The organism is Streptomyces sp. NPDC058051 (assembly GCF_042885475.1).
Taxonomy (GTDB): Bacteria; Actinomycetota; Actinomycetes; order Streptomycetales; family Streptomycetaceae; genus Streptomyces.
Map to the genome: position 1 here is coordinate 103,841 of NZ_JBHVRW010000024.1, position 22,778 is coordinate 126,618.

Sequence of the window (22,778 nt, forward strand, 5' to 3'; positions counted from 1 at the left end):
ACCCCGTTTTCCCCGCCCACCTCCTTGCGTGTTTGCGGCGCTCCTGTTTATTGTGTCGGCCTGTTGAGTTATTGCGTGCCCCGCCCCCCCCCGGCCCGGGGGCCCCCGCTCCTCTTTTCCCCCGGCCGCCGGCCTTCGACAGTGCTTCGACGGCCCTTCGGCGGCCTGGCGATGGCCGTACGCGGACCGCCACCGGCCGGCAGACGCACCAGGGCGATGTCCGGGTACTTCCGGGTACTTCCGGGTACTTCCGGGTGCTTCCGGGTGCGGCGAACGGCTCGTGACGCGGGGCGTTGTATTTGGGCCACGTTCCGGCACATGCCATGCCCCCGGCGAGGGAATCGCTCGGGGCATGACAATCAACTCCCCTGTGCCACCGGCCGGTTCACCCGGGTCCGACGAGGCGAGGCTCGCCGAACTCGGATACACCCAGGTTCTCGCCCGCCGGATGTCGGCCTTCTCCAACTACGCCGTCTCGTTCACGATCATCTCGGTGCTCTCCGGCTGCCTCACGCTCTACCTCTTCGGCATGAACACCGGTGGACCGGCCGTCATCACCTGGGGCTGGGTCGGTGTCGGCCTCATGACGCTGTTCGTCGGCCTGGCGATGGCCGAGATCTGTTCGGCGTACCCGACCTCGGCGGGCCTCTACTTCTGGGCCCACCGGCTGGCGCCGCCACGCTCGGCCGCGGCCTGGGCCTGGTTCACGGGCTGGTTCAACGTCCTCGGGCAGGTCGCCGTCACGGCCGGCATCGACTTCGGGGCGGCGTCCTTCCTGGGCGCGTATCTGAACCTTCAGTTCGACTTCGAGGTCACGCCCACCCGCACGATCCTGCTCTTCGCCGCGATCCTGCTGCTGCACGGCCTGCTCAACACCTTCGGCGTACGGATCGTCGCGATCCTGAACAGTGTGAGCGTGTGGTGGCACGTCGTCGGCGTCGCCGTCATCGTCGGCGCCCTGACCTTCGTACCGGACTCGCATCAGTCCGCGTCCTTCGTCTTCACCGAGTTCGTGAACAACACCGGCTGGGGCAGCGGCTTCTACGTCGTGATGATCGGTCTGCTCATGGCCCAGTACACCTTCACCGGTTACGACGCCTCCGCCCACATGACGGAGGAGACCCACGACGCGGCCACGGCGGGCCCGCGCGGCATCGTCCAGTCGATCTGGACCTCCTGGATCGCCGGCTTCGTGCTCCTCCTCGGATTCACGTTCGCCATCCAGTCGTACGACGGGGCACTGGACTCCCCGACCGGTGCGCCGCCCGCCCAGATCCTCCTGGACGCCCTCGGCGCCACCACGGGCAAGCTCCTGCTGCTCGTCGTCATCGGAGCGCAGCTCTTCTGCGGGATGGCGTCCGTGACCGCCAACAGCCGCATGATCTACGCCTTCTCGCGGGACGGGGCCCTGCCGTTCTCGCACGTCTGGCACACGGTCAGCCCACGCACCCGCACTCCCGTCGCCGCGGTCTGGCTCGCCGCACTCGGCGCCCTGGCCCTGGGCCTTCCGTACCTGATCAACGTCACGGCGTACGCGGCGGTGACCTCGATCGCCGTGATCGGCCTGTACATCGCCTACGTCATCCCCACCCTGCTCCGCCTGCTCCGGGGCGACGACTTCGTCCCGGGCCCCTGGCATCTGGGCCGCTGGTCCCGCCCGATCGGGGTCGTCGCGGTGACCTGGGTCGTGATCATCACGGTGCTCTTCATGCTGCCGCAGGTCTCGCCGGTCACCTGGGAGACGTTCAACTACGCCCCCATCGCCGTCCTGGTGGTCCTCGGCTTCGCCGCGACCTGGTGGCTGGCCTCCGCCCGCCACTGGTTCCTCAACCCGGATCACCCCCGCAGGACCGCCGCGAAAATCCCAGCCCGCACCCCGTGATCCCACCGCTGAACCCTCATGACGGGGCCCGGCAACCCGATACCCGATCGGCGACCGGGCCCCGTCGGGCTATGCTCTGGGGTGAAGCGTCGAGGGCCGTTAGCTCAATTGGCAGAGCAGCGGACTTTTAATCCGTTGGTTGTGGGTTCGAGTCCCACACGGCCTACCGCCAGCAGCGCGGGATAACCCCCTCTGACCTGCTACTTAGTGCCTCGATCGGTTTCATCCGGTCGGGGCGCTCCGTCTTCCCCGACCTCGTGCGTGAGCGATGCGTGAGCGGACGGTCCGACAGCAGGGGCTACGGAGGGGGCCCTACGGGCATGTGGCACCAGCGCGGCGGCGGTTTCTGCCGCGGCTTTGTCTCCACCGCACAGGCGCTCGACCGGATCTCTCGTCTCCGCAGGACCGGCCCAGACCTGTACGACGCCCCAGGCCCTGTACAGCCCACGCCGGCAGAACCTCCCCGGCCGTGTCCCCCGACCCGGGTTGCGCCCAGTGGGACGTCGGCAAGGTGACGGCTGCGGGCGACCGGGGAGACAGAACTGCCTCTCGTCGGGAGCCAGCTGAGGGCCAACCCGAAGGCGACCTCGCCCAGGCGTCGCTCCTCGCGGTAGTTCTCCCGGTAGCGGACCTCGGTGAGGCCGGGGGATCGTCAAAGCGAGAGCCTCTACCTCCACGGCTCGTGTCGGTGGGCGCCCTTGGTCACAGCCCGCAGGAGCCGCGGTCGAGGTGGAAGTATCGGGCGTTGGCCCAGCGGCACAGCCGGATACCGACGATGACGCCGACGATGGTGACCAGGGCGGGCAGGTATCCGCTGGCGACCTGGATGATCGGGATTGCAGGGCACCCGCCTGAGATCGCCCAACCCGTACCGAACAACACCGCGCCGGGGATCACGCCGGCGTGGATCCGCCCTGGGGTGCGGCGGACCCGCAGCAGAGCGAACGCGCACACGATGATCACCACGGCGCCGGCGAAGGAGAGGAACATGCGCAGGTCCTGGAAGGTGAACATGCGGTTCAGCTCGGCGTAATCGCCGAAGCCGATGTTGGTGACGGTATAGCCGAGGGCCAGTCCGGTGATGATGCTGGCCAGCAGAATCGCGCCCCGGGTACGCATCAGATCACCTTCCACAGGAGGAACGACACCGCGACGGCGGTGCCGAAGAACACGGCGGTCGCGACGATGCTGACCGGGCGTAGACGGCCGCAGCCGTTGAGTCCGTGGCCGGAGCTGCACCCACCGGCCAGCCGAGTGCCAAAGCCGACCAGCACGCCTCCCACGAACAGCAGGGCGATCATGGTGGTCGGATTGGCGGTGACCAGGTTCCGAAAACCCGGGCCCATGTCGTAGCGGAGATGGAACCGCCCGGAGGTGACCGCGGCGATCAATCCGCCGAGGAAGATCGATATCAGCAGGGCAGCCTGGGTGACCAGCGGGGCCGGGCGCAGGCTCGTGGCCGCGGGGCTCTCGTTCGCCGCTGGTTCGGTATCCGCTTCGAGTGGCTGTGAATTCCCGTACGGAACCTGCGGCAGGGTGGACGCGCCGGTGCCGAAGTGCTCCGCCGTAGCAGCGGCGAGCGCCTCAACGAGAGCTTGATCGTCGGCGAACTCCTCGTCCGTCTCCTCGAGGTGGCGTTCGCGGCGCCAGTGCAACACACGATCCCACGCGGACGACACCCCGAAAGACCGGTCGGTGATGAGGGTGTAGTTGATGGTGACCAGAGCGAGCCCGATAGCGCCCGCCCACCAGGGCCAGTAGGTACTCATGCGGGTCCTCTCATCCAATCGGCAAATCGAGACAACCAGCCGCGCTTCGAGCTGGGAGCTTGCCGCGCTCGTCGAGCGCGGCTGTGTGAGGGCTGGGGAATCCGTGGGGGCGGTGACGGTTCGTGATGCCAGACAGGCGCTGGCGGAGATGTCGCCCCGAAGCGGGCCGTGGCCCCCGGTGTCACGGTTCCAGGGTCTGACTGCTCATAGGGGCGGGCCGGTGCCGGCTGGGACCAGGACGCGGCCTCCGATGACCACGGATCGGGCTGTGGTGGCGGGGCCTGCCGGGGTACCTTCCCTGGGTTGGCGGCGCAGGATCGGTCCGCCTCGGCGCCGTCTTCGAGGTGTCGCGCACGGGCTCCGTTGGGCAGCAAGCCGATCGGCACGCGCTCGCCGGTGAGTGACACCTGGTAGCGCGCACAGTCGAGCCACCGATCGTCGCTGTCGCAGTAGTGTTCGCGCCAACCTTGCAAGCTCGCCCTGAGTAGGGGGAAAAGGGGGCATCCTGCGGCGTGTGAGCAACTCACGTTGCTCCCTTCTGATCGGCGCACGCCACCCGTTCGGGGAGAGCGGTTGCCGTTCTCGATTCTTGCCCTCGTCGCGCTCGGTCGACGATCTGCAAAGCAACGCGGTGACAGGCAGTGACAATAAGGCTCTGTGCCTCCATTCCGCGACCGGGCGTGATGCAATCACTGTTTCGATGTCCCGAGCAAATTCAGGGTATTTTCAATCGAGCCACTTGACGCTAAGTGGTGAGATATTCCGCGCAACGGATATGTGGCGTCTATCCCTCATGTCCGGATATTTGCAACCGACAATCAAGTCACTTGAATCACTATTCGACTCCATGGCCGCGGCTCATGCTGATACAAGTCGGCTGTTTGCGAAGAGGGTGAAAATGCTGAAGCCTCTTGTGATGGTGGCGCGAATATCATGAATATTAAATGAAGAGCTAATGGAGAAGGATGTATGTGCCAGCGTGCTGTCTGTCGGTCGTGCCGGAAGATGACCTATGAGGGCTGCGGGAGGCATGTGGACCACGTGCTCATGGGCGTGCCGACAGCTCAGCGGTGCATCTGTGAGTCTGCGGAGCGCAGGGGCATGCGCGCAGTGGAGGCGGCGACTCGATCGGAATTGGCGCCGGCCCGACAGGGCGAGTCGCCGCGACACGCAGAGGTCCCTCGGCATCAAGAGAGTTCACCAAGCCGGTCGAGGGGTGGCTGGTGGGCCCGGCTCATCAATTGGGCGAAAAGCCCGGCATGAGGCAATCAGTCGACTAAGTGCGCTTCGGACTCTTTGGATCGAAGACGTTTGTTATTGCGTCATGAAAACCCGGATTTCGAACTCCAGGGTGGCAAGCGAAATGTCGCTGGTGGTGAGAGGTGGTCACAGCTCAAACGCTCCTGTGAATAGCGCAACTTAAAGCCATCACGACTCAGTCGTGAACCACGCACGCATCGTGCAGTCTGCCGAGCAGAAGCCGGAGAGGGCACCCGACGTCAAGCCAGGTCCCAAGGAGGCCGACAGGCACGGCAAGGGCAAGTACTGGCAGGAGTTCGGGGTCCGAGAATGCCGCCACAGCGCAGTTGGGCACCCTGGGGCGACCTTCATGTCCGAGCAGGTACAGACCTCTCACAGGGGTAAGCGGGCATACAGCAGTGGGCCGACGCGCACCGGCCAGAAGGATGAGCATGACCAGCAGAGGCGAACCTGCTCGTCAGCCAGGCTTCTTGCGTGAGCGATGCGTGAGCGGACGGTACGGCACGAGCCATCTCGGGCCGAACCACGCATCGCCACGCACGTAGTCTGACCAGGCGGTTCCGGACACCGAAGCAGCGCTCGGAACCACCCAGCACGCCTCGACCAGGACTTTTAATCCGTTGGTTGTGGGTTCGAGCCCCACACGGCCTACGATTCCGCCCCAGGTCAGAGCTGGTTTCTGATCTGGGGCTTCCTCGTGTTCGAGGTTGTTCCGCGCGCACGCTCCACCGATGCTCCTGCCCTGCCTGACCGGTCGGCAGGTGGGGCGGCGGCCTCGGTCGTTGCGGTGGTTGGCGCAGTTGGTACAGCGGGATGGAGCGCGGCGGGGGACATGGCCGCCCCCTTCAGGCCTTGACCCGTCCCATTTGGCGTCGGGGCGGGGCTACTTGCGCTTGTCGTCGCGCTCCGTGGGCAGCTCTGTGTGGCCCTCGCTCCAGTGGTTCACCCAGCCGCACAGGGGGCACGAGTAGCGGCCATCGATGCCGTGTACCTCAATGCCGCAGCGTCGGCAGTTCGTGCGGGTGATCTCCGTGCCCGTCGTAGCGGTCTCGGGCGCGGGGTCGGGTTGCCGGGTCATGCCCGGAGGCTACCCCGACGGCTCCGGCCGGGGCAGGCGCGGCTCCGGGCCGCCGCCCGCAGTTCGGACCCGGCCGGGAGAGGGGTTCGATGGTCTCCGGGGGAAGGCCCGGGCGGGTTCAGACGAGGAGCTTCGTCTTTGCCCGCTGGTACTCCTCCTCCGTGATGGCACCCCGGTCCTTCAGTTCGGCGAGCTTCGTGAGGTCCTCCACGTGCCCGCCCTTCTTCGGGCCGCCCGCGTCGGAGGTGCCGGCGGCCTCTCGTACGTACGCCTTGAAGGCCGTCTCGCGTTCCTGTGCCTCTTTGATGTCCCGCTTTCCCATGGATGTGCCACGGATGATCACGTACAGCAGCACGCCCAGGTACGGCAGGAGCAGGGCCACGATCAGCCAGCCGGCCTTGCCCCAGCCGCCGAGGTCGTCGCTCCGGAAGATGTCCGTGATGACCTTGAGGAGCAGGAAGAACCACATGACCCAGAGGAAGAGCCAGAGCATGGTCCAGAAGAGGTTGAGCAGCGGGTAGTTGTCCATGTTCGACTCCCTGATCACCGCGAGTGCATCACGTCGACTGACTGAAGCGTAAACAAGTCATATCACCGCATATCTTCACTCGCCCGTTGCCGTGGAGACCCTGCTCCGGGGGCGGTCCTCCACGGCGGGTGCGGAGTACCGTGGAATTGTCGAGGGAGGCCCGAGCCTCCAGGAGGCGGGGTCGCCTCGTGTTCATGAAGCGGTGTGAGATGCGGCGTGAGCGGCGGTGTGGTGAGCAGGCGTACGCACGGATCCTCGCGAGGGCGTATGCACACGGCTGATGAGTCCGCCCGGAGCCCGGTCGGGGCGATCGGCCGCGTCACGGTGCCGATCCCGCCCAATGGTCCGGGCGAAGTACTGGTGGCTGTGCGGGGCGGGTCGGAGGCCTACACCGCATGGTCGACGACGTCGATAGACAGGGACGTGCGCGTCGTTGTCGTCGACTCGATCTCGGCGCGCAGCGTGATCGTGGAACGCTTGCCGTCCTGATCCTCCAACGCGGTCACGCGGTCACGCGGTGACGCGATCGTGTGGTGACGCGGGGATGTCGAGCGGCGACGCGGGTACGTCGAGCAGTCACGTACGGCAGGAGTCTTCCGATGTTCTTCTGGCACGTTCCCGCCCCCAACGAGGCGATGCTCGTATCCGGCTCCAAGAGGCAGACGCTGGAAACCCAGTTCCGGATCGTCACCGGGCACGGCAGTTTCGTGCTTCCGGTGAAGCAGAAAGTGCGCATGCTCTCCCTGGCGCTGCGCGAGGCGGAGATCACCGAGGACTGCGTGACGCAGCAGGGGATCCGCCTCAACGTCCGGGCCGTCGCCGTCTTCAAGGTCGGCGACGACGCCGTGTCCATCGCCAACGCGGCACGGCGCTTCCTCACCGAGCAGGAGCAGATGGAGGAGCTCGTCGGCCGGATCTTCGCAGGCCACCTGCGCTCCATCGTCGGTGGACTGACCGTCGAGCAGATCATCCGCGAGCGCAATCGGGTCTCCCAGGAGGTCATCGCGGGCAGCCACGGCGAGATGGAGAAGCTCGGCATCGTGGTGGACGCCCTGCAGATCCAGGAGATCGAGGACGCCACCGGATACATCAACAACCTCGCCGCCCCGCACGCCGCCGCTGTCGCCAGCCAGGCCCGGATCGCCGAGGCCAAGGCCGACCAGGAAGCCAGCCAGCGCGAGCAGCAGGCCGCCGCGCTCAAGGCGGAGTACGAACGGGACACCGCGATCAAGCGGGCCGGCTTCCTCGCCGAGACCGAGCAGTACAACGCCCGTGCCGCGCAGTCCGGGCCGCTCGCGCAGGCCAGGGCCTCGCAGGAGGTCATCGAGGAGCAGACCGCGCTGGCCGAACGGCAGGCCGCACTTGCCGCGCAACGGCTCGAAGCGGACGTCAGGCGACCGGCGGACGCCGAGGCATACCGCCAGCGCACCCTCGCGGAGGCGGCCCGTGACCGGGCGCAGTTCGAGGCCGACGGCGGTGCGTACACCGAGCGGACGCTCGCCCAGGCGCAGGCCGACGCCAACAGTGTGCGCGCGGCCTCGCTGCGCGACGGCAACCAGGAGCTCATCGCGGCCAACCGCATCGTGGAGAACCTGCCCGCCCTGGCCGACGCCGCCGCCCGCGGCATGTCGGGGGCCGACCTCACCGTCCTCAACGGCACCAACGGTGTCAACGAGATGGCGGCGGGCGTCGTCAGCCAGGGGCTCGCGATCCTCCACTCGCTGCAGCGCGGCGCGAGCCCGATGAAGCCGGCGTCGTTCGCCGGGAAGACCGCTCCACGGATCACCGAGACGAACTGAGCGGGGCGCGGGCGGCGCGAGGGCTGCGCGCGGACGGTGGTTCGAGGGATGCCAGGCAGGCATGGTGCGCCGGTGGTCGTGGTGCGGTCGGTGGTCATGATGCGCGCGTGGTCATGAGTGCGCTGGACATGCCGTACAGTTGTATTCACCGACGCGGGGTGGAGCAGCTCGGTAGCTCGCTGGGCTCATAACCCAGAGGTCGCAGGTTCAAATCCTGTCCCCGCTACTGAAGATTCAGGCCCGGCACGCATGACGCGTGCCGGGCCTGAATCATGTCTGCGCCGTGTTGCGCACGCGGTACGCCCGGCCTGCGTGTCGTGGAGTGGTAGACCCGGCGGCCTGTGAGCTGCGCCACGTGCGCACCCCATTGGCCGATGACGATTCGCCGCACGACGTCGCTCCGGCGAGCCTGGGAGTGGGCGCGGTACCGTCCGCAGCCGCGCGTGTACCGGGCAGGAGAGCACAGGTGGGGAAGCGGCTGAAGCGGCGTGGTGGACACGGCGAGGACAGCGGAGCCCTCACCCGGCGGTTCGTCCGCAAGCTGCCCGCCCTGATGATCATCGGCGGAGTGGTGTTCGACGCCTTCACGCCGCCGACCTTCACCGCCATTCCGCTCTTCGTGGCGGCGCCCCTGATCGCGGCACCCTTCTTCTCGCTGCGCAGCACCATCCGCACCGGTATCGCCGCGACGCTGGCCGTCATCGTGCTGCGCGTGTACAACAACAAGCTGCCGTTGGTCGTCCCACTCATCGAACTGCTCACCCTGGTCACCGTCTCGGTCCTCGCGGTCGTGATCAACACGGTCGTGCGGCGCGGCAACGAGCAGCTGGCTTCCGCGCGGGTCATCGCGGAGACCGCCATGCGGGCGGTGCTGCCGAAGCCGTCCGACCGGATCGGCGGGCTGCATGTGGCGGCGCGGTACGAGGCGGCGCAGGCGGACGAGTTCGTCGGCGGTGACCTGTTCGCCGTGACGGACACCCCGCAGGGGGTGCGGCTGGTGGTCGGGGACGTACGGGGAAAGGGGCTCGACGCCGTCGAGTCGGTGGCGGTGGTCATCGGGGCGTTCCGGGAGGCGGCCGAGCAGGAGCGTTCGCTGGAGGGTGTGGCGCAGCGGCTGGAGCGGGCACTGGCGCGGGAGGGGACGCGGGGCGGGCTGGATGCCGTCGAGGGCTTCATCACCGCGGTACTGGCCGAGATCCCGTCCGGGGTGAACCGGGTGCGGGTCGTCAACCGCGGTCACCCCGAGCCGATCCTGCTGCACTCGGACGGGGCACTGGAGGTGCTGCGGCCCACGGCGCCCGCGCTGCCGCTCGGGATGGGGCTGGGGGCGTGGCCCGACCGGGCCGACGAGTGGGATCTGCCGGCCGGGACGACCCTCCTGCTCTACACCGACGGTCTCTCCGAGGCGAGGGATACCGAGGGAGTCTTCTACGATCCGGCGGCCCGGTTGCGTGGACGGATCTTCCCGGGGCCCGAGGAGCTGCTGTCCGCGCTGACCGATGACGTACGGCGCCATACGGGGGGCGAGACGACTGACGACATGGCGCTGCTCGCGGTCATACGGCCCGCGGAGGGGCAGCCGGACCGGCGCAGGACCGTGAGGATCGTGGGCGTGGACGAGATGTGACGGGCGGGGGCGGGGGGCTTGTGGGGCGTGCGGGTGTGGGGGTGGCGGTGTCGGCGGGCGTTTAGTGGGGTGCGCGTCGTGCGGTCCGGCGGTGACATCGGCACGCGATGCCACCGTGCGTAATCGAAAGGCGTCGCTCCGCATAACAGTTGACGCAACGTCAGAAACCCGGTAGTGGCTGAAGGGTAATTAACTCATCCAGTTACGCGCGATTTTGTCCAGTAAAGTCCAGGCCAAAGACGTGAACGATCAGTGGGAACGGCTTGGAATCAGGCCCGTGCGTCTATTAACGTTCGATAACGCAGCGCGGTCGTCCCAGCCGTCGTCAGTGGCGGCACCGTGCGCGAGCGCCGAATTCCGCAAGGGAACCGGGGAACCACCTACATGGGGTGAATCGGACACCTGTGTCTCGTGAGAGGCAGTGGCGTCCGTAGGAGACCTTCCTGCTCCGAACCCGTCAGCTAACCCGGTAGGCGAGAAGGAAGGAAAGGAGTGCGCCCCCGTGGCGTCCAACAAGCCTGCCCCCGAGTCCCCCTCGCGCTTCAACCCCGAGTTCGGTTCCGACTTCGGCGCTGACTCTGGATCAGGATGTGGTTCCGGTTACGGAACCGCCGGGACGGGAACGGCGTTCGGCGCCGATTACGGCACCGGGCCCGGCGGCTTCAACCCCGAGTTCGGCGGCGACCTCCGCGCCGACGAGCATGGTGAGCCCGCCCGAAGCTGGGACGAGTGGAACCCCACCGAGGAGTCCGTCCGCCCCGTGCGCGGCAAGCACCGCGTCGCCAAGCAGCGCAACGGACTTGCCCGTAGCTCCACGGTGCTCGGGGTCGGCGTCATCGCGGCGGTCGGCGCGGGCGGCATGGCCAGCGCGCAGAGCAAGCCGCCGGTCTCCATCTCCCTTCCCGACGCCATCACGAACAACCTTCCCGACGCCAAGTCCCTTCCCGGTGTGGGCTCCCTGTTCTCCGGCGAGTCCGAGGCCGACAAGGCCGAGATCGCCGCCGCTGCCGCCCCGCTCACCACTGCCGGCCTCACCGCGGTCGACGCCGAGCAGGGCACGACGGACGCCGGCGAGGCCCTTCGCGCCCGCATCCTCCAGCAGGCCGAGCAGCAGCAGGACGCCGCCGACGCCGAGGCCAAGGCGGCTCAGGAGAAGGAGGCCGCGGAGAAGGCCGCCGCCGAGGCCAAGAAGCAGCAGGACGCGGCCGAGGCCAAGGCCGCCGCCGAGAAGAAGAAGGCGGAAGAGGAGGCCAAGGCGAAGGCCGAGGCACTGCGGCTTGCCAAGCTGGCCGCCAGCTACGCCATCCCGACCTCCTCGTACACGATCACCTCGACGTTCGGCCAGGCCGGCTCGATGTGGTCCTCCGGGTACCACACCGGTCTCGACTTCGCGGCGCCGACCGGCACCCCGATCAAGGCCATACACACGGGCACCATCACGTCGGCAGGCTGGTCCGGTTCGTACGGCTACCGCACGGTGCTGGAGCTTGAGGACGGTACGGAGCTGTGGTTCTGCCACCAGTCCTCGATCGGCGTGAGCGTCGGGCAGAAGGTCACCACCGGTGACACCATCGGACGGGTCGGCGCGACCGGCAACGTCACGGGCCCGCACCTCCACCTGGAGGTCCACACCCCCGACGGCACGGGCATCGACCCGATGGCCTGGCTGCGGGACAAGGGCCTCACCCCCTGATCGGCCGACCCGCCCCTCCCCACCCGCGTGATCCGAACCGGTTCACCGGTTGTTGAACTCCGGCAGTCCTGACGCTCACCCCCCGACGTCAGGGCTGCCGGTTCTGTCGGAGTCGAGGCCGCGGTGTCCGGTTCTGTCAGAACCGCGGCCCGGGGCCGGGGCCCGGCGCAGGGACTCGACGCCCGGTCGGCAGTGGAACGGTCACCCGTGCGTCGGAATAGCGGAACAGCCGGAATTCGTTATGCCGCTTATGACTTCTCTTCGCAAGCTGGGCCCTTCCGATCTCCAGGTCTTCCCGCTCGCACTCGGCGGCAACGTCTTCGGCTGGACGGCTGACGAGGCGCACTCGTTCGCCGTTCTGGACGCTTACGCCGCGGCGGGCGGCAACTTCATCGACACCGCCGACGCCTACAGCGCCTGGGCTCCGGGCAACGAGGGCGGCGAGTCGGAGACCGTCATCGGCAAGTGGCTCGCGGCACGCTCCAACCGTTCCGACATCGTCGTCGCCACCAAGGTCGGCGCCCACCCCTCGTACAAGGGGCTCTCCGCCGCGACCATCAAGGCCGCGGCCGAGGAGTCGCTGCGCCGGCTCGGCACCGATCACATCGATCTGTACTACACGCACTTCGATGACGAGACCGTCCCGGTCGAGGAGATCATCACCGCCCTCGACCAGCTGGTGAAGGAGGGCAAGGTCCGGGAGATCGCCGCCTCCAACATCAGCCCCGCGCGGCTTCAGGCGTCCCTGGACTTCTCGGAGCGCGAGGGCCTGGCCCGTTACGTCGCCCTGCAGCCGCACTACAACCTGGTCTCCCGCGACACGTACGAGGGCGAACTCCAGGACACGGCCGCGCGGGCCGGGCTCGCCGCCGTGCCGTACTTCGCCCTGGCCTCCGGCTTTCTCACCGGCAAGTACCGGCCGGGCGCCTCGGTGGAGAGCGCACGGGCCGAGAAGGCCGGCCAGTACCTGGAGTCGGAACGGGGGCCGAAGGTCCTGGCCGTGCTCGACAGGGTCGCTCAGGAGCACGACGCGGAGATCGCGACCGTTGCGTTGGCGTGGCTCGCGTCCCGGCCCACCGTCGCCGCGCCGATCTCCTCGGCCCGTACAGTCGAGCAGCTGCCCGCGCTGGTGGCCGTCGCCGATCTCTCGCTGACCGAGCAGGAACTGGCCGACCTCACCGAGGCATCCGCCTGACGAGGACGTTCAGGACTCCTCGCCCTGTTGGCCCTGTTGGCCCTGTTGGCTGTTCGCCGTTCGCGGTTGCCGTTCGTCCTTCGTCGCTTGCGGACGGCCGTGCACCAATTGCCTGCCCCAGGAGCCCCGCGCTTCTGGGGCAGCACGCGCGGGGCATGCGTGCGATTCCGGGTGCGTCATCGCTCCTGGGTCCTGAGCCCTGTCACGGAGACGGCGGCCGGTAGGGGTATTGAGGCCGGGGCGGGTTCAGATAAGGGTTGTAGCCGTAGCCGCCGTTCTGCGTGTGCTGCGGAAACGGGTGCCGGTACCCGTACGGAGCCGTCGGCAGGTGGGGGCGCAGGCGGCCCGTCGCCTGCGCGGCGTACATGAGGGCGGGAGCGGCCACGTCCCTCCGCTGCCAGAGATGGTGCAGCAGCTCCAGCTCGCGCTCCGCGAAGTCCGGACCCGCCACGCCGCGGCGGGCCTGCCGACGCAGCGAAGCCAGTGATGTCGCGAACGACTCGTACTCGGCGACGGTGCGGGCAGCGGCTCTGCCATGAGCCTTCGCCTGTGCTTTTACATGTGCTGCGACCTGCGCTGATGGCCCACGTCGGGGCGCCGCGTACGCCGCCGCGTATCCCGGCCCGTATGCGTGCGCCGCCCCGGGCCCGGGGCTGATTCCTGGGCCGTACGGGCCTGCCCAGCTTTCCTGAGCCTGGACGGAGTGTCGGTGGCGTGCCGCGTCGCGTGCCACGGTGCGGGCCCGCATTGAGGAGAGGGCGAGCGGCTCGGCAGGGGTCAGCCAGCCGGCCGCCGCGTAGGCCGGCAATTCGGCCGCGAGTGTCCGCAGCTCCCGTTGACGCGACCAGATCGACAGCCAGGTGACCAGGCCGAAGACGGGGACCATGAAGACCCCGTACACGGCGTAGAAGCCGTACGGGCCGAAGGAGGCCGACCCGTTCCACAGGGCGTGCATGCCCATGGCGAGGACGAGACCGAGCAGCGGCAGCGCGATCCGGCGGATCCTGCGGCGCCGCGCATTGACTGCGGCGAGCCCGAAACCGATTCCGGTCAGCACCGTGAAGAGCGGATGAGCGAACGGCGACATCACCGCCCGTACGAAGAACGTCGCAGCGGTCACGGAGACGACGCCCGAGGTTCCTATCTGCTGGTCCTCACCGAAGGCGTTGCCCAGGTAGAGGATGTTCTCGGTGAAGGCGAAACCGCTCGCGGTGAAGCCGGCGACGACGACGCCGTCGACGATCCCGTTGAACTCCCGTCTTCGGAACAGGAAGATCAGCAGGACGGCGGCGGCCTTGGCGCTCTCCTCGATGACCGGCGCTATGACCGTGGCACCAAGGGTGTCGGCGTCCGCCGGGTCGGCGGTGGCCGTCGCTATCCAATGGGTCGCGAACGAATTCGCGATGATCGCTACCAGTGCGGCCGCGAACGCACCCCAGGCGAAGGAGAACAGCAGATTTCGCCACGGCGCCGGTTCCACCCGGTCCAGCCAGCGGAACGCCGCCATCAGGAGCGGGACGGGCAGCACGGCAAGACCCAGCCCGACGAGGAACCCCTCGGTACCCGTCTGATCGCGGACCAGGGCCAGGATCGCCAGAGCGCACAGTGCCAGGACCGTGCACACGGCCGAGACACGGAACGCCTTGCTGCGCCACACCATGCCGACGCGGCGCGGCCGGTAGCGCCAGTGTCTGCGCTCCGGCACGGCAGCCAGAATCTCGCCGACCCGCTGCTCCTCCAGAAGCGGGACGGCCGGCTGCGACTGCCGTTGCTGGACAGACCCGTCGGACACCACGTGACGACCCTAACCAGCAGCACTGACAGCTGACCATGGGGCGAGGGGCCGGCCCGTCGGATCCCGTCACCGCGCAGGTTCCGCGCGGAGGCCCGCCGTCGGCCCGTGCCGGGCCCACAGGTGGTCCGTGCGCGGGGCCTGCAGCTGGTCCGCGCGCCGGACTGGCGGCGGCGCGGATCCGCTGTCCGTGCGTGCGCGGCTTCCGGCAGTGGGCCAGGGCCAGGGGCAGGGTCAGGACCAGGGGCAGGGCCAGGGTCAGGGCCAGGGTCAGGGCCAGGTCTCAGCGGCGGGCGAAGAGCAGATCATGCACGACGTGGCCCTTGTCGAGGCCCTGTCCCTCGAACCGGGTCAACGGCCGGAAGGCGGGGCGCGGCGCATAGCCGCCGTCCGCCTGGGTGTTCTCGAAAAGGGGGTGCGCGGTCAGCGCCTCCAGCATCTGTCCGGCGTACGGCTCCCAGTCGGTCGCACAGTGGATCACGGCTCCCGGCTTCAGCCGCTGAGCCGCCAGATCGAGAAACTCCGGCTGGATCAGCCGCCGCTTGTGATGGCGCTTCTTGGGCCACGGGTCGGGGAAGTACACCCGCAGTCCGTCCAACGAATCCGGCTTCAACATCTCGCGCAGCAGGATGATCGCGTCACCGTTGGCGACGCGGATGTTGGACAGGCCGTTCCGGTCCGCGAGACCGAGCAGATTGCCCTGGCCGGGGGTGTGCACATCGACGGCGAGAATGCCCGTGCCCGGGTCGTCGGCCGCCATCTGCGCCGTGGCCTCGCCCATGCCGAAGCCGATCTCCAGCACGGTCGGGAGGCCGCCGAACAGCTCGGGCAGATCGAGGACGTGCTGTCCGTCGATGTCCAGGCCCCACTTCGGCCAGAGCCGCAGCAGGGCGTCCTCCTGGCCGGGTGTGACACGGCTGCGGCGCGGCTGGAAGCTGCGGATGCGGCGCTCGTGGTGCGACCCGGCCGGATCGACCGCGGGTCCGCCGGGAAAGCGTGGCTCCTGGCGCAGCCTGCGCTGCCGCTCGAAGGAGGCGGCGCGCAGTTCGTCCGGAATCCCGGCAGCGGCAGCGGTAGCGGCAGTGGCGGGGGCCGCGGCAGTGGCAGCGGCGGGGGTGTCGGCCGAGGAAGCGGTGCCCGTCTCGGCGTCGGCAGTGCTCGTCCCGGTCGCGGTCTCGGTCTCGCCGGGCGTCGGGCGGGACGGATGCGCGGAGGGATCTGCGGAAGGAAGCGCGGAGGGGTTCAAGGACTCAGACACAATGCCCCGATTCTACGGCGGGAGGCTTCCATCCCGTCTCCCGTGCCTGGAGCAGCGCCCTGCGTGCCACCTCCCGCCCGATGGGCAGGGAGGCCGTCGCGGCGGGCGACGGGGCGTTGAGTACGTGCACGGTGTGCGGGGCCTCGCGGATCAGGAAGTCGTCCACCAGGGTGCCGTCCCGCAGCACGGCCTGCGCCCTGACCCCGGCCGGGGCCGGCCGCAGATCGGAATCCGTGACCTCGGGCAACAGCCGCTGCACGGCTGCCGTGAAGGCCCGCTTCGACAGCGAACGGCGCACCTCGCCCGCCCCGTACCGCCAGTGCCTGCGCGCGATCTGCCAGGTGCCGGGCCAGGCCAGGGTCTCCGCCACCTCACGGGGGCGTACGACCGGCCAGCCGTAGCCCTCGCGGGCCAGCGCGGGCACCGCGTTCGGCCCGACGTGGACGCTGCCGTCGTGGCCCCGGGTCAGATGCACGCCGAGGAACGGGAACGCCGGATCGGGCACCGGATAGACCAGGCCACGCACCAGCTCCGGCCGCGCCAGCTCGTAGTACTCCCCCCGGAAGGGCACGATCCGCACGCCCGGGTCGTCTCCCGCGAGCCGTGCCACCCGGTCGCAGTGCAGCCCCGCGCAGTTGACGAGCACCCGGGCGCGCACCACCGGGCCGTCCGCCGTACGCACCGCCACGCCCCAGGGGCGCCGGTCGATCGCGGTGACCTCCGCCCCGTAACGGATCACTCCGCCCGCTTCACTCACCTCGGCGGCGAACCGCGCCGCGACCGCCCCGAAGTCGCACACCCCGGTCGTTCCGACGCGGATCGCGGCGAGCCCGCGCACCTGCGGCTCGTACTCCGAGATCTGGGCGGGCCCCAGCTCGCGCACCGGCAGTCCGTGCTGTCGGCCGCGCTGGATCAGCGCGTGCAGCCGGGGCAGCTCGGACCGCTCGGTCGCGACGATCAGCTTGCCGGTCACCGCGTGCGCGATGCCGTGCTCGGCGCAGAAGTCGACCATTTCGGCGGCGCCGCGCACCGCGTAACGGGCCTTGAGCGAGCCGGGGCGGTAGTAGATACCGCTGTGGATCACTCCGCTGTTGCGCCCGGTCTGGTGACGGGCGGGGCCCCACTCCTTCTCCAGCACCGTCACCCGGGTGCCCGGAGCGGTGCGCGTGATCGCATACGCGGTCGACAGACCGACGATTCCGCCGCCGATCACCAGCACATCGCAGTCGTACGCCGCGTGCGTCATCATCACGCCACCTCCCACCCCGATAGTGCACTGACCCACTGACAACGTACTCAAACCAGCGAAGCCCAGCGTGGCGCCGAATCCTTACGCCGGACACCGGCCGTACGCCCCGGAGACGCCGAGGTGACACGGTCCGTATGCGGCTCCCTACGCATCGTGCGCGGCTCGCGGACGGCTCGTACAGGGCAGGACAGGGCAGGACAGGACAGGACAGGACAGGGGGGAAGTGTGCCGGGAGGTGGTGCCGGGGGCGCGTGCCGGCCGGTCCTGGTGGTCCGGTTACGCAGGCGCCACCAACAGCGGCCGCGCCCTTTCGCGCAGCTCCGCGACGCGCGGCTCATGCCCGTACGGTTCGAGCCGGTGCAGCAGATCGCGCACGTACTCCGTGGTCCGTGCCGAGGAGATACGGCCCGCCACCTCCACGGCCCGGGTGCCCGCCGCGCAGGCCGCGTCCAGATTCCCCGACTCCAGCTCGGCCACGGCCGACACCACGAGCCGCAGCCCGTGCGAACGGACGAATTCCTCAGTGGGTCTGGAGAGAGCCTGCTCGGTGAAGCGTCGCACCTGCCGGGGCGACTTCAGGTCGAGGTGGCACTCCGCGGCATCGGCCGCGAACCGGTCGTACGAGTAGAAGCCCAGCCAGGACGGGTCCGCATCGCCCTCCCGGGACCGTTCCAGCCAGCCTTCGGCGGCCTTCAGCGCGGCCCCCGCGGCCGGCGCGTCGTTCGCCTTCGCATGGGCGCGCGCTTCCACCAGGCGGAAGAAGCTCATGGTGCGGGCCGTGGCGAGCCCCCGGTTGCGTTCGACGGCAGCCTGCGCGAGGTCGACGCCCTCGTCGGCGAAGCCGCGGTAGGTCGCCTGCAGCGACATCGAGGCGAGTACGTAACCGCCGAGAGGTACGTCGGCCGCGGCTCGCGCGAGACGCAGCGCCTGGATGTAGTAGCGCTGCGCGGCCTCCTGCTGGCCGGTGTCGAAGGCCATCCAACCGGCGAGCCTGGTCAGCTCGGCCGCTGCGCCGAAGAGCGCACGGCCCACCTCGTCGCTGTACGAACCGAGCAGCAGCGGCGCGGCGTCCACGCGTAAGCACTCGGGAACCATGGAGGAACGCCAGTCCCCACCGCCGTACTTGGAGTCCCAGCGCCGGGCGTCCTGGGCCGCCTCTCGCAGCTTGGAGACATCGCTGTGGCCGACCCGCAGTCGGGAGATGGCGCTCGCGTTCACGGTCGCGGTCCAGGACGCGCCGGCAGGCGCGGGTACGGACGCCGCCTCCGGGCCCGGCTGGGCGGGGATGGACGGCGCCCGCTGCGTCCCCGCAGATCCCGTCCCCACAGACCCTGAGGTTCCCAGCGCTGCATGAGCGGCCTGTGCCGCCTGAGCATTCGACGCTGTCTGTGCTGTCTGTGCAGCCTGTGGCGCCTGAGCATTTGACGTGGCCTGCGCTCCGGATGCTGTGTGCGGGCCGGGGGGCGTCTGCGCGCCCAATGGTCCCTGAGCGGCCGCGTCCGACGCTGTTCCGGCCGTGCCCCCCACACCGGAAGTGCCCTCCGCTCCGGAAGTGCCCTCCGCTCCGGAAGTGCTCATCGTGTCCGTCGTGCCCGGCGCACCGGACTCCGCGTCCGGACGCCTCACCGCCGTCGTGCCCGCGCGGCCCGGAGCCCTCTGCGCCCCTGCGCCCGGGCGTGCGCCCCGTGCGCCCTGGGTGCCGGCGACGGCCGCCCCGGCGGCTGTCGCATCGCGCGCCACTGACGCGTCGGCGGGGGATATCAGCCAGCGGGAGGCAGGCGTTGCGTATGCGCTCACCGAGAACGAGCCCGCGAGCGACTGCCAGATCCCGCCGCCGCCCGCTCGCCGCCCGACCAGATCCAGCCGGTACAACTCTGTCGCGGAACGGACCGCCTCGGCCACATCGCGCGGAAAGGCCAGCCCGACCTCCGGCGCCGGATCGGCGTCCGCGAGCCCGATCTCGTGCAGCGGGACAGGCCGGCCGAGTTTGGCGCCGATCGCCGCCGCGATCAGATGGGGCGCGGCGCCCTGCGGCACCATGCCCTTGGAGACCCACCGGGCCACCGACGTCTTGTCGTACCGGAGTGTCAGACCGCGCTGCGCCCCGAGGTCGTTGACCCGCCGGGCGAGCCCGGCGTTACTGATTCCCGCGAGGGCGAGAACGGTTCCGAGCTTCTCGTTCGGTCCGCGTAGCTCCCTGGACATGGCCACCCCTCGACACACAGACGGCAGCCGCGTCACCGTTGCGGCGCGCGGCATTCGTACCGTGTCCTCCCCAGGGACGAACCCCGGCACTCCGGCCGCACACGCATATGGCCGAGCCCCGAGGAATATGCCTCCTGCCGAGAACCTCAGTAAACCCAGCGTAGTTCGCCGCATCCCTACCGTTAAGGGGCAGACGTCCGTATGGCGGGATTGTTGTCCGTGCGGACGTGAGTGGTCTTCGCGGTGCTGCTCCGGCCGCCGCGATGCCGCCGCGGTGCCGCCGCGATGCCGTTCGGGCGTCGCGCGCCGGCTCGGACCCTGCCCGGGTGCCGACCGGGCCCTGCCGTGGACCGGACCCCGCTCGCGCCGCTCGGGCGCCGGTCGGACCGGCCGTGTGCCCCGGTCGGCGCGCTGTTTCCGCGCTTCCGGAGGTGTCGTCCGGACGTGGCGGCGGAGCCGCGCGCCGAGTCCCGCACGTGCTCCTGGTGTGTGGCCGTGCGCCCGGCCGTGCGCTCTCGTACGGCCGATTCGGAAGCGCTTCCATAGGTGCTGCGTGGGTCGGCCCACTGCTTGGGACTCAGTGGGCTGGGGGACACTGCCGCCTCATTCCCCGCAGGCGGCGGACCGGTCCGGGAGGTGAACAACACCTCCCGGACTGTGCGTTGGGGCCCGTGGAGGGCTGGGCGCCGGGCCCGTGCCGGGGCCACCCGCCGGCCCGGTGATGATCTCCCGCGGCCGGCGGAGTACTCGGGAAGGATGTGGGAAGGGATCAAGGGATAAGCGGGTTAAAAAGAGACTTATGGTGTGAGTGTTTCTCTGTCGCCGGGTTGCGACGTGTGCCGAGAATGGCCGAATGCTGTCGGTCGGCCGAGGTTCGGCCGACCGATTCGCGGACATCCCGTCGACCGTTCGGAGGTTACCCCTCAACGATCCGGGGGTGGCTCGGGGTGTGACTGGATCCCGGCCGGTCGATCCCGACCGTGCGGGACGTCAACACGCCGGACGCGTAGGTCTTTTGGTGAAACGGTCGCCGTGCGCGCCCCTCACTCCGGCCGGCCCGCGGGAAAGCCGTCGTCGGCTGCCGTCCGGCGGGCGTCCGTCCGCCGCCCGCGTCGCTCCGGCCCTTGCCAGGGGCGCATGCGCTTGCGACGTGCGCCGTCCGTAGCCCCTCCTGTGCGCCTTTGTCGTGGCAGCATGGTCGCAACGGCGCTGCTTGCTACCGCAGTTCTCCCAATGACTCCCTGCTGCGCCGTTTTGTCCACAGCCTGTGGAGGCGGCGATGCGTTGGTTGGTGGGGTGGAGCAGTATCGCCGCGCGTTTCGGCACGGCCGGTGCCGTCGGCGCCGCCGACGAGGGGCGCACGATGCACCCTGTGGGCTCCCAACTCCTGTGGGGCGACCCCGATCCGCTCTGGGCCGTCGGTGACTGGCGCCCCGACGAGATCCGTATCAGCACGGTCCAGACCGCCGAAGGCGCGCCCACCGCACGCATGGCCGTCCTCGGCTGCTGCGGCGCCACCGACGAACAACTGCGCTCCGGCCTCCTCGCCGCCCGCGGCGGAGCCCTGCGCCATCTCACCTCCTGGCCCGGCAGCTACACGACCGTCGTCCAGGTCGGCCGCCGGATCACCGTCCTCGGGGACCTCGCCGGAGCCCGCCCGGTCTTCTACACGCCCTGGGCAGGCGGTACGGCGTACGCCACCGCCGCACTGCCGTTGGCCGACCTCATCGAGGCCCAGCTCGACATCGGTCACCTGGCCACCCTGCTCGCCTGCCCCGAAACACCGGAGGCGCTCCGCGACGGCACCCCGTACGCCGGAGTGAAGCGCATTCCGCCGGGGCACGCCCTCATCCTCCGCGAGGGCTCGCGCGAGATCACCGGGTACGAGGCCGTGGCCTCCCTCGCCGTCGCCGCGGCCCAAGTCGACCCGGTCAGCGCCGTCGACGGGGTGCGAGACGCCCTCGTCGAGGCCGTACGCGCCAGGCTCACCGCCCCTCGCCACGCCCCCGAAACCCTGCCGCCCGACCCCGGCCCGGTTCCCGGCATGGGGCCCGCCGAACGGCGCGCCGCCCGTGGCGCGCCCGTACCGGGCATCGGCGCCGACCTCTCCGGAGGCAGCGCCTCCGCCACCCTCGCCCTGCTCGCAGCCGGACTGCCGGGCCTGCCCGGCACCCTCCTCGGCCACGGCGCAGGAGCGGGGGAGCGGCTGCTCGCCGTCACCTTCAACGACCTCACCACACGCGGACACGAGGACGAACTCGAACGTGCCCGCGTCATCGCCGCCAACCCGCGCCTGCACCATGTCGTCGTCGCCGCGGGAGAAGAAGCCCTGCCCTACGCCGATCTGGGCGTCGGTCCGCTCACCGATGAACCCGCCCCGTCCCTCGTCGTCTCCGAACGCCACCGCCGCCGCCTCGCCTCCGGCAGCGCCGACCACTTCGTCGGCGGCGGCGCCCGGCACGTGCTCGACGCCCACCCGGCCCGTCTCGCCGATCTGCTGATGGACCGGCGCCGACGCCACCTGCTGCGGCCGGTCGCGGCTCTCGCCAGGGCCGAGGGCCCGACCGCGCACTCCCTCTTCGTCCCGCTGACCGTCTACCGCGCCGCCCGCCGCCTGTCCCGTACGTCGTACCGCGCCGGCCTGGAAACGGCGGCCGACCTGCTGCCGGACGCCAACCGCCACACCCCCGACCTCGACACCCCCGCCGACGCCTCGCTCGCCGCCCTCGCCTGGTCACGGCCGGGGCCCGCCGCACGCTGGCTGACGGGGGAGGCGCTCGCCGAAGTGTCGGTCCGTCTGCAGGAGGCGGCGATCCGCCCCACGTCCGTCCAACGCCCGGGCGAGGCCCGCGCCCGGGCCGCCCTCGCCCGGTACGCAGCCGACCACCGGATCCTGGAGCAGGCCGCGGAGAACCGCAGTCAGCGGCTGCACGCGCCGTTCCTCGACAACCAAGTGGTGCGTGCCGCCCGTGCGCTCCCCGAATCGCTCCGGGTCCAGCCGGGTGCCCGCGCCGCGATCCTGCGCCGGGTGCTCGCGGGCGCGGGCATCCACGAGCTGCCGCCGGGCTGGGGCACCCCCTCCCTCGCCACCTCGAACGCGACCGCCCTCACCGGCCTGCGCACTGCCCTCCCCGACCTGATCGCTCTCTTCGACGCGCCCCTGCTCGCCGACGCGGGCCTGGTCGAGGCACGCGTCGTACGGAAGGCCCTGCGTGCCGCTTCGGAGGGCGAACCGCTTCCGTTGGACGGCCTGGCGCACCTCGCGTCCACAGAACTCTGGCTCCGCCGCCTCGTCTCCCGACGCGGCACCTGCTGGACAGGCACGGCGGCACCCCGCCAGCGTGCGGTCGCGGGCGGAGTCGTCCCGGCGAGGCGGACACTTCAGCCGTAACCGGCGCGGTACGGGGTCCGTGTACTGGGCGGCGCCTGTGCGCAGTCCTGT

14 protein-coding genes, 2 tRNA genes and 1 riboswitch are annotated in these 22,778 nt (G+C 69.9%); of the genes, 8 read left to right on the top strand and 8 right to left on the bottom strand.

Features of this window, described 5'->3' with window-relative positions:
* Window positions 1-352 precede the first annotated feature (352 nt).
* Together ACFVUT_RS29865 and ACFVUT_RS29870 are read left to right on the top strand one after the other, a co-directional pair.
* Window positions 353-1,882, top strand: a complete 1,530-nt coding sequence (locus tag ACFVUT_RS29865) for an amino acid permease (RefSeq protein ID WP_389660729.1) — start codon at window positions 353-355, stop codon at window positions 1,880-1,882.
* A 93-nt stretch (window positions 1,883-1,975) separates the two neighbouring features.
* Window positions 1,976-2,048, top strand: a tRNA-Lys gene (locus ACFVUT_RS29870).
* Between the two features lie 536 nt (window positions 2,049-2,584).
* On the opposite strand, the gene ACFVUT_RS29875 is transcribed toward ACFVUT_RS29870, so the two are convergent.
* The 4 genes from ACFVUT_RS29875 to ACFVUT_RS29890 form a co-directional block, all read right to left on the bottom strand.
* Window positions 2,585-3,001 carry a YeeE/YedE thiosulfate transporter family protein gene (locus tag ACFVUT_RS29875; protein WP_327245234.1) on the bottom strand — a complete coding sequence of 139 codons (417 nt, stop codon included), beginning with the start codon at window positions 2,999-3,001 and terminating at the stop codon, window positions 2,585-2,587.
* Window positions 3,001-3,651: a YeeE/YedE family protein gene (locus ACFVUT_RS29880; RefSeq protein ID WP_389660727.1), complete on the bottom strand. Its 651-nt coding sequence runs from the start codon at window positions 3,649-3,651 to the stop codon at window positions 3,001-3,003. The genes ACFVUT_RS29875 and ACFVUT_RS29880 overlap by 1 nt, the downstream gene beginning before the upstream one ends.
* Window positions 3,652-5,794: 2,143 nt before the next feature.
* The gene (locus ACFVUT_RS29885) at window positions 5,795-5,989 is read right to left on the bottom strand and encodes a hypothetical protein (protein WP_389660725.1); all 195 of its coding nucleotides are present in this window, start codon (window positions 5,987-5,989) and stop codon (window positions 5,795-5,797) included.
* A 118-nt stretch (window positions 5,990-6,107) separates the two neighbouring features.
* Window positions 6,108-6,518 (bottom strand): SHOCT domain-containing protein, encoded by a 411-nt coding sequence (locus tag ACFVUT_RS29890; RefSeq protein ID WP_389660723.1) that lies wholly within the window; start codon window positions 6,516-6,518, stop codon window positions 6,108-6,110.
* A 599-nt stretch (window positions 6,519-7,117) separates the two neighbouring features.
* Between ACFVUT_RS29890 and ACFVUT_RS29895 the strand changes: the two genes are divergently transcribed.
* The 5 genes from ACFVUT_RS29895 (at window position 7,118) to ACFVUT_RS29915 (ending at window position 12,832) form a co-directional block, all read left to right on the top strand.
* Complete coding sequence (locus ACFVUT_RS29895; protein WP_389660721.1) at window positions 7,118-8,317, top strand: SPFH domain-containing protein; 1,200 nt, start codon at window positions 7,118-7,120, stop codon at window positions 8,315-8,317.
* Between the two features lie 152 nt (window positions 8,318-8,469).
* Window positions 8,470-8,543, top strand: a tRNA-Met gene (locus ACFVUT_RS29900).
* A gap of 240 nt (window positions 8,544-8,783) precedes the next feature.
* On the top strand, window positions 8,784-9,944 hold the full coding sequence (locus ACFVUT_RS29905) for a PP2C family protein-serine/threonine phosphatase (RefSeq protein ID WP_389660719.1): 1,161 nt from the start codon (window positions 8,784-8,786) through the stop codon (window positions 9,942-9,944).
* Window positions 9,945-10,282: 338 nt separating this feature from the next.
* A riboswitch (cyclic di-AMP (ydaO/yuaA leader) is annotated at window positions 10,283-10,435 on the top strand.
* A gap of 11 nt (window positions 10,436-10,446) precedes the next feature.
* Window positions 10,447-11,637, top strand: coding sequence for a M23 family metallopeptidase (locus ACFVUT_RS29910; protein WP_389660717.1), 1,191 nt, complete (start codon window positions 10,447-10,449; stop codon window positions 11,635-11,637).
* A 250-nt stretch (window positions 11,638-11,887) separates the two neighbouring features.
* Window positions 11,888-12,832, top strand: a complete 945-nt coding sequence (locus ACFVUT_RS29915; protein WP_389660715.1) for an aldo/keto reductase — start codon at window positions 11,888-11,890, stop codon at window positions 12,830-12,832.
* Window positions 12,833-13,034: 202 nt separating this feature from the next.
* Here the strand turns inward: ACFVUT_RS29915 and ACFVUT_RS29920 are convergent, their stop codons facing one another.
* The 4 genes from ACFVUT_RS29920 to ACFVUT_RS29935 all read right to left on the bottom strand — a co-directional run bounded on the left by ACFVUT_RS29920 (window position 13,035) and on the right by ACFVUT_RS29935 (window position 19,336).
* The gene (locus tag ACFVUT_RS29920) at window positions 13,035-14,624 is read right to left on the bottom strand and encodes a PrsW family intramembrane metalloprotease (RefSeq protein WP_389660735.1); all 1,590 of its coding nucleotides are present in this window, start codon (window positions 14,622-14,624) and stop codon (window positions 13,035-13,037) included.
* A gap of 283 nt (window positions 14,625-14,907) precedes the next feature.
* Complete coding sequence (gene trmB, locus ACFVUT_RS29925) at window positions 14,908-15,885, bottom strand: tRNA (guanosine(46)-N7)-methyltransferase TrmB (protein WP_389660733.1); 978 nt, start codon at window positions 15,883-15,885, stop codon at window positions 14,908-14,910.
* Entirely contained in the window at window positions 15,875-17,131 is a 1,257-nt protein-coding gene (gene lhgO, locus ACFVUT_RS29930) for an L-2-hydroxyglutarate oxidase (RefSeq protein WP_389660713.1), read from the bottom strand. Before lhgO ends, trmB begins: the two co-directional genes overlap by 11 nt.
* A 276-nt stretch (window positions 17,132-17,407) precedes the next feature.
* Window positions 17,408-19,336, bottom strand: coding sequence for a sporulation protein (locus ACFVUT_RS29935; RefSeq protein WP_389660711.1), 1,929 nt, complete (start codon window positions 19,334-19,336; stop codon window positions 17,408-17,410).
* A gap of 1,279 nt (window positions 19,337-20,615) precedes the next feature.
* Here ACFVUT_RS29935 and ACFVUT_RS29940 point away from each other — a divergent pair.
* Complete coding sequence (locus ACFVUT_RS29940) at window positions 20,616-22,727, top strand: asparagine synthase-related protein (RefSeq protein ID WP_389660709.1); 2,112 nt, start codon at window positions 20,616-20,618, stop codon at window positions 22,725-22,727.
* Window positions 22,728-22,778 lie beyond the last annotated feature (51 nt).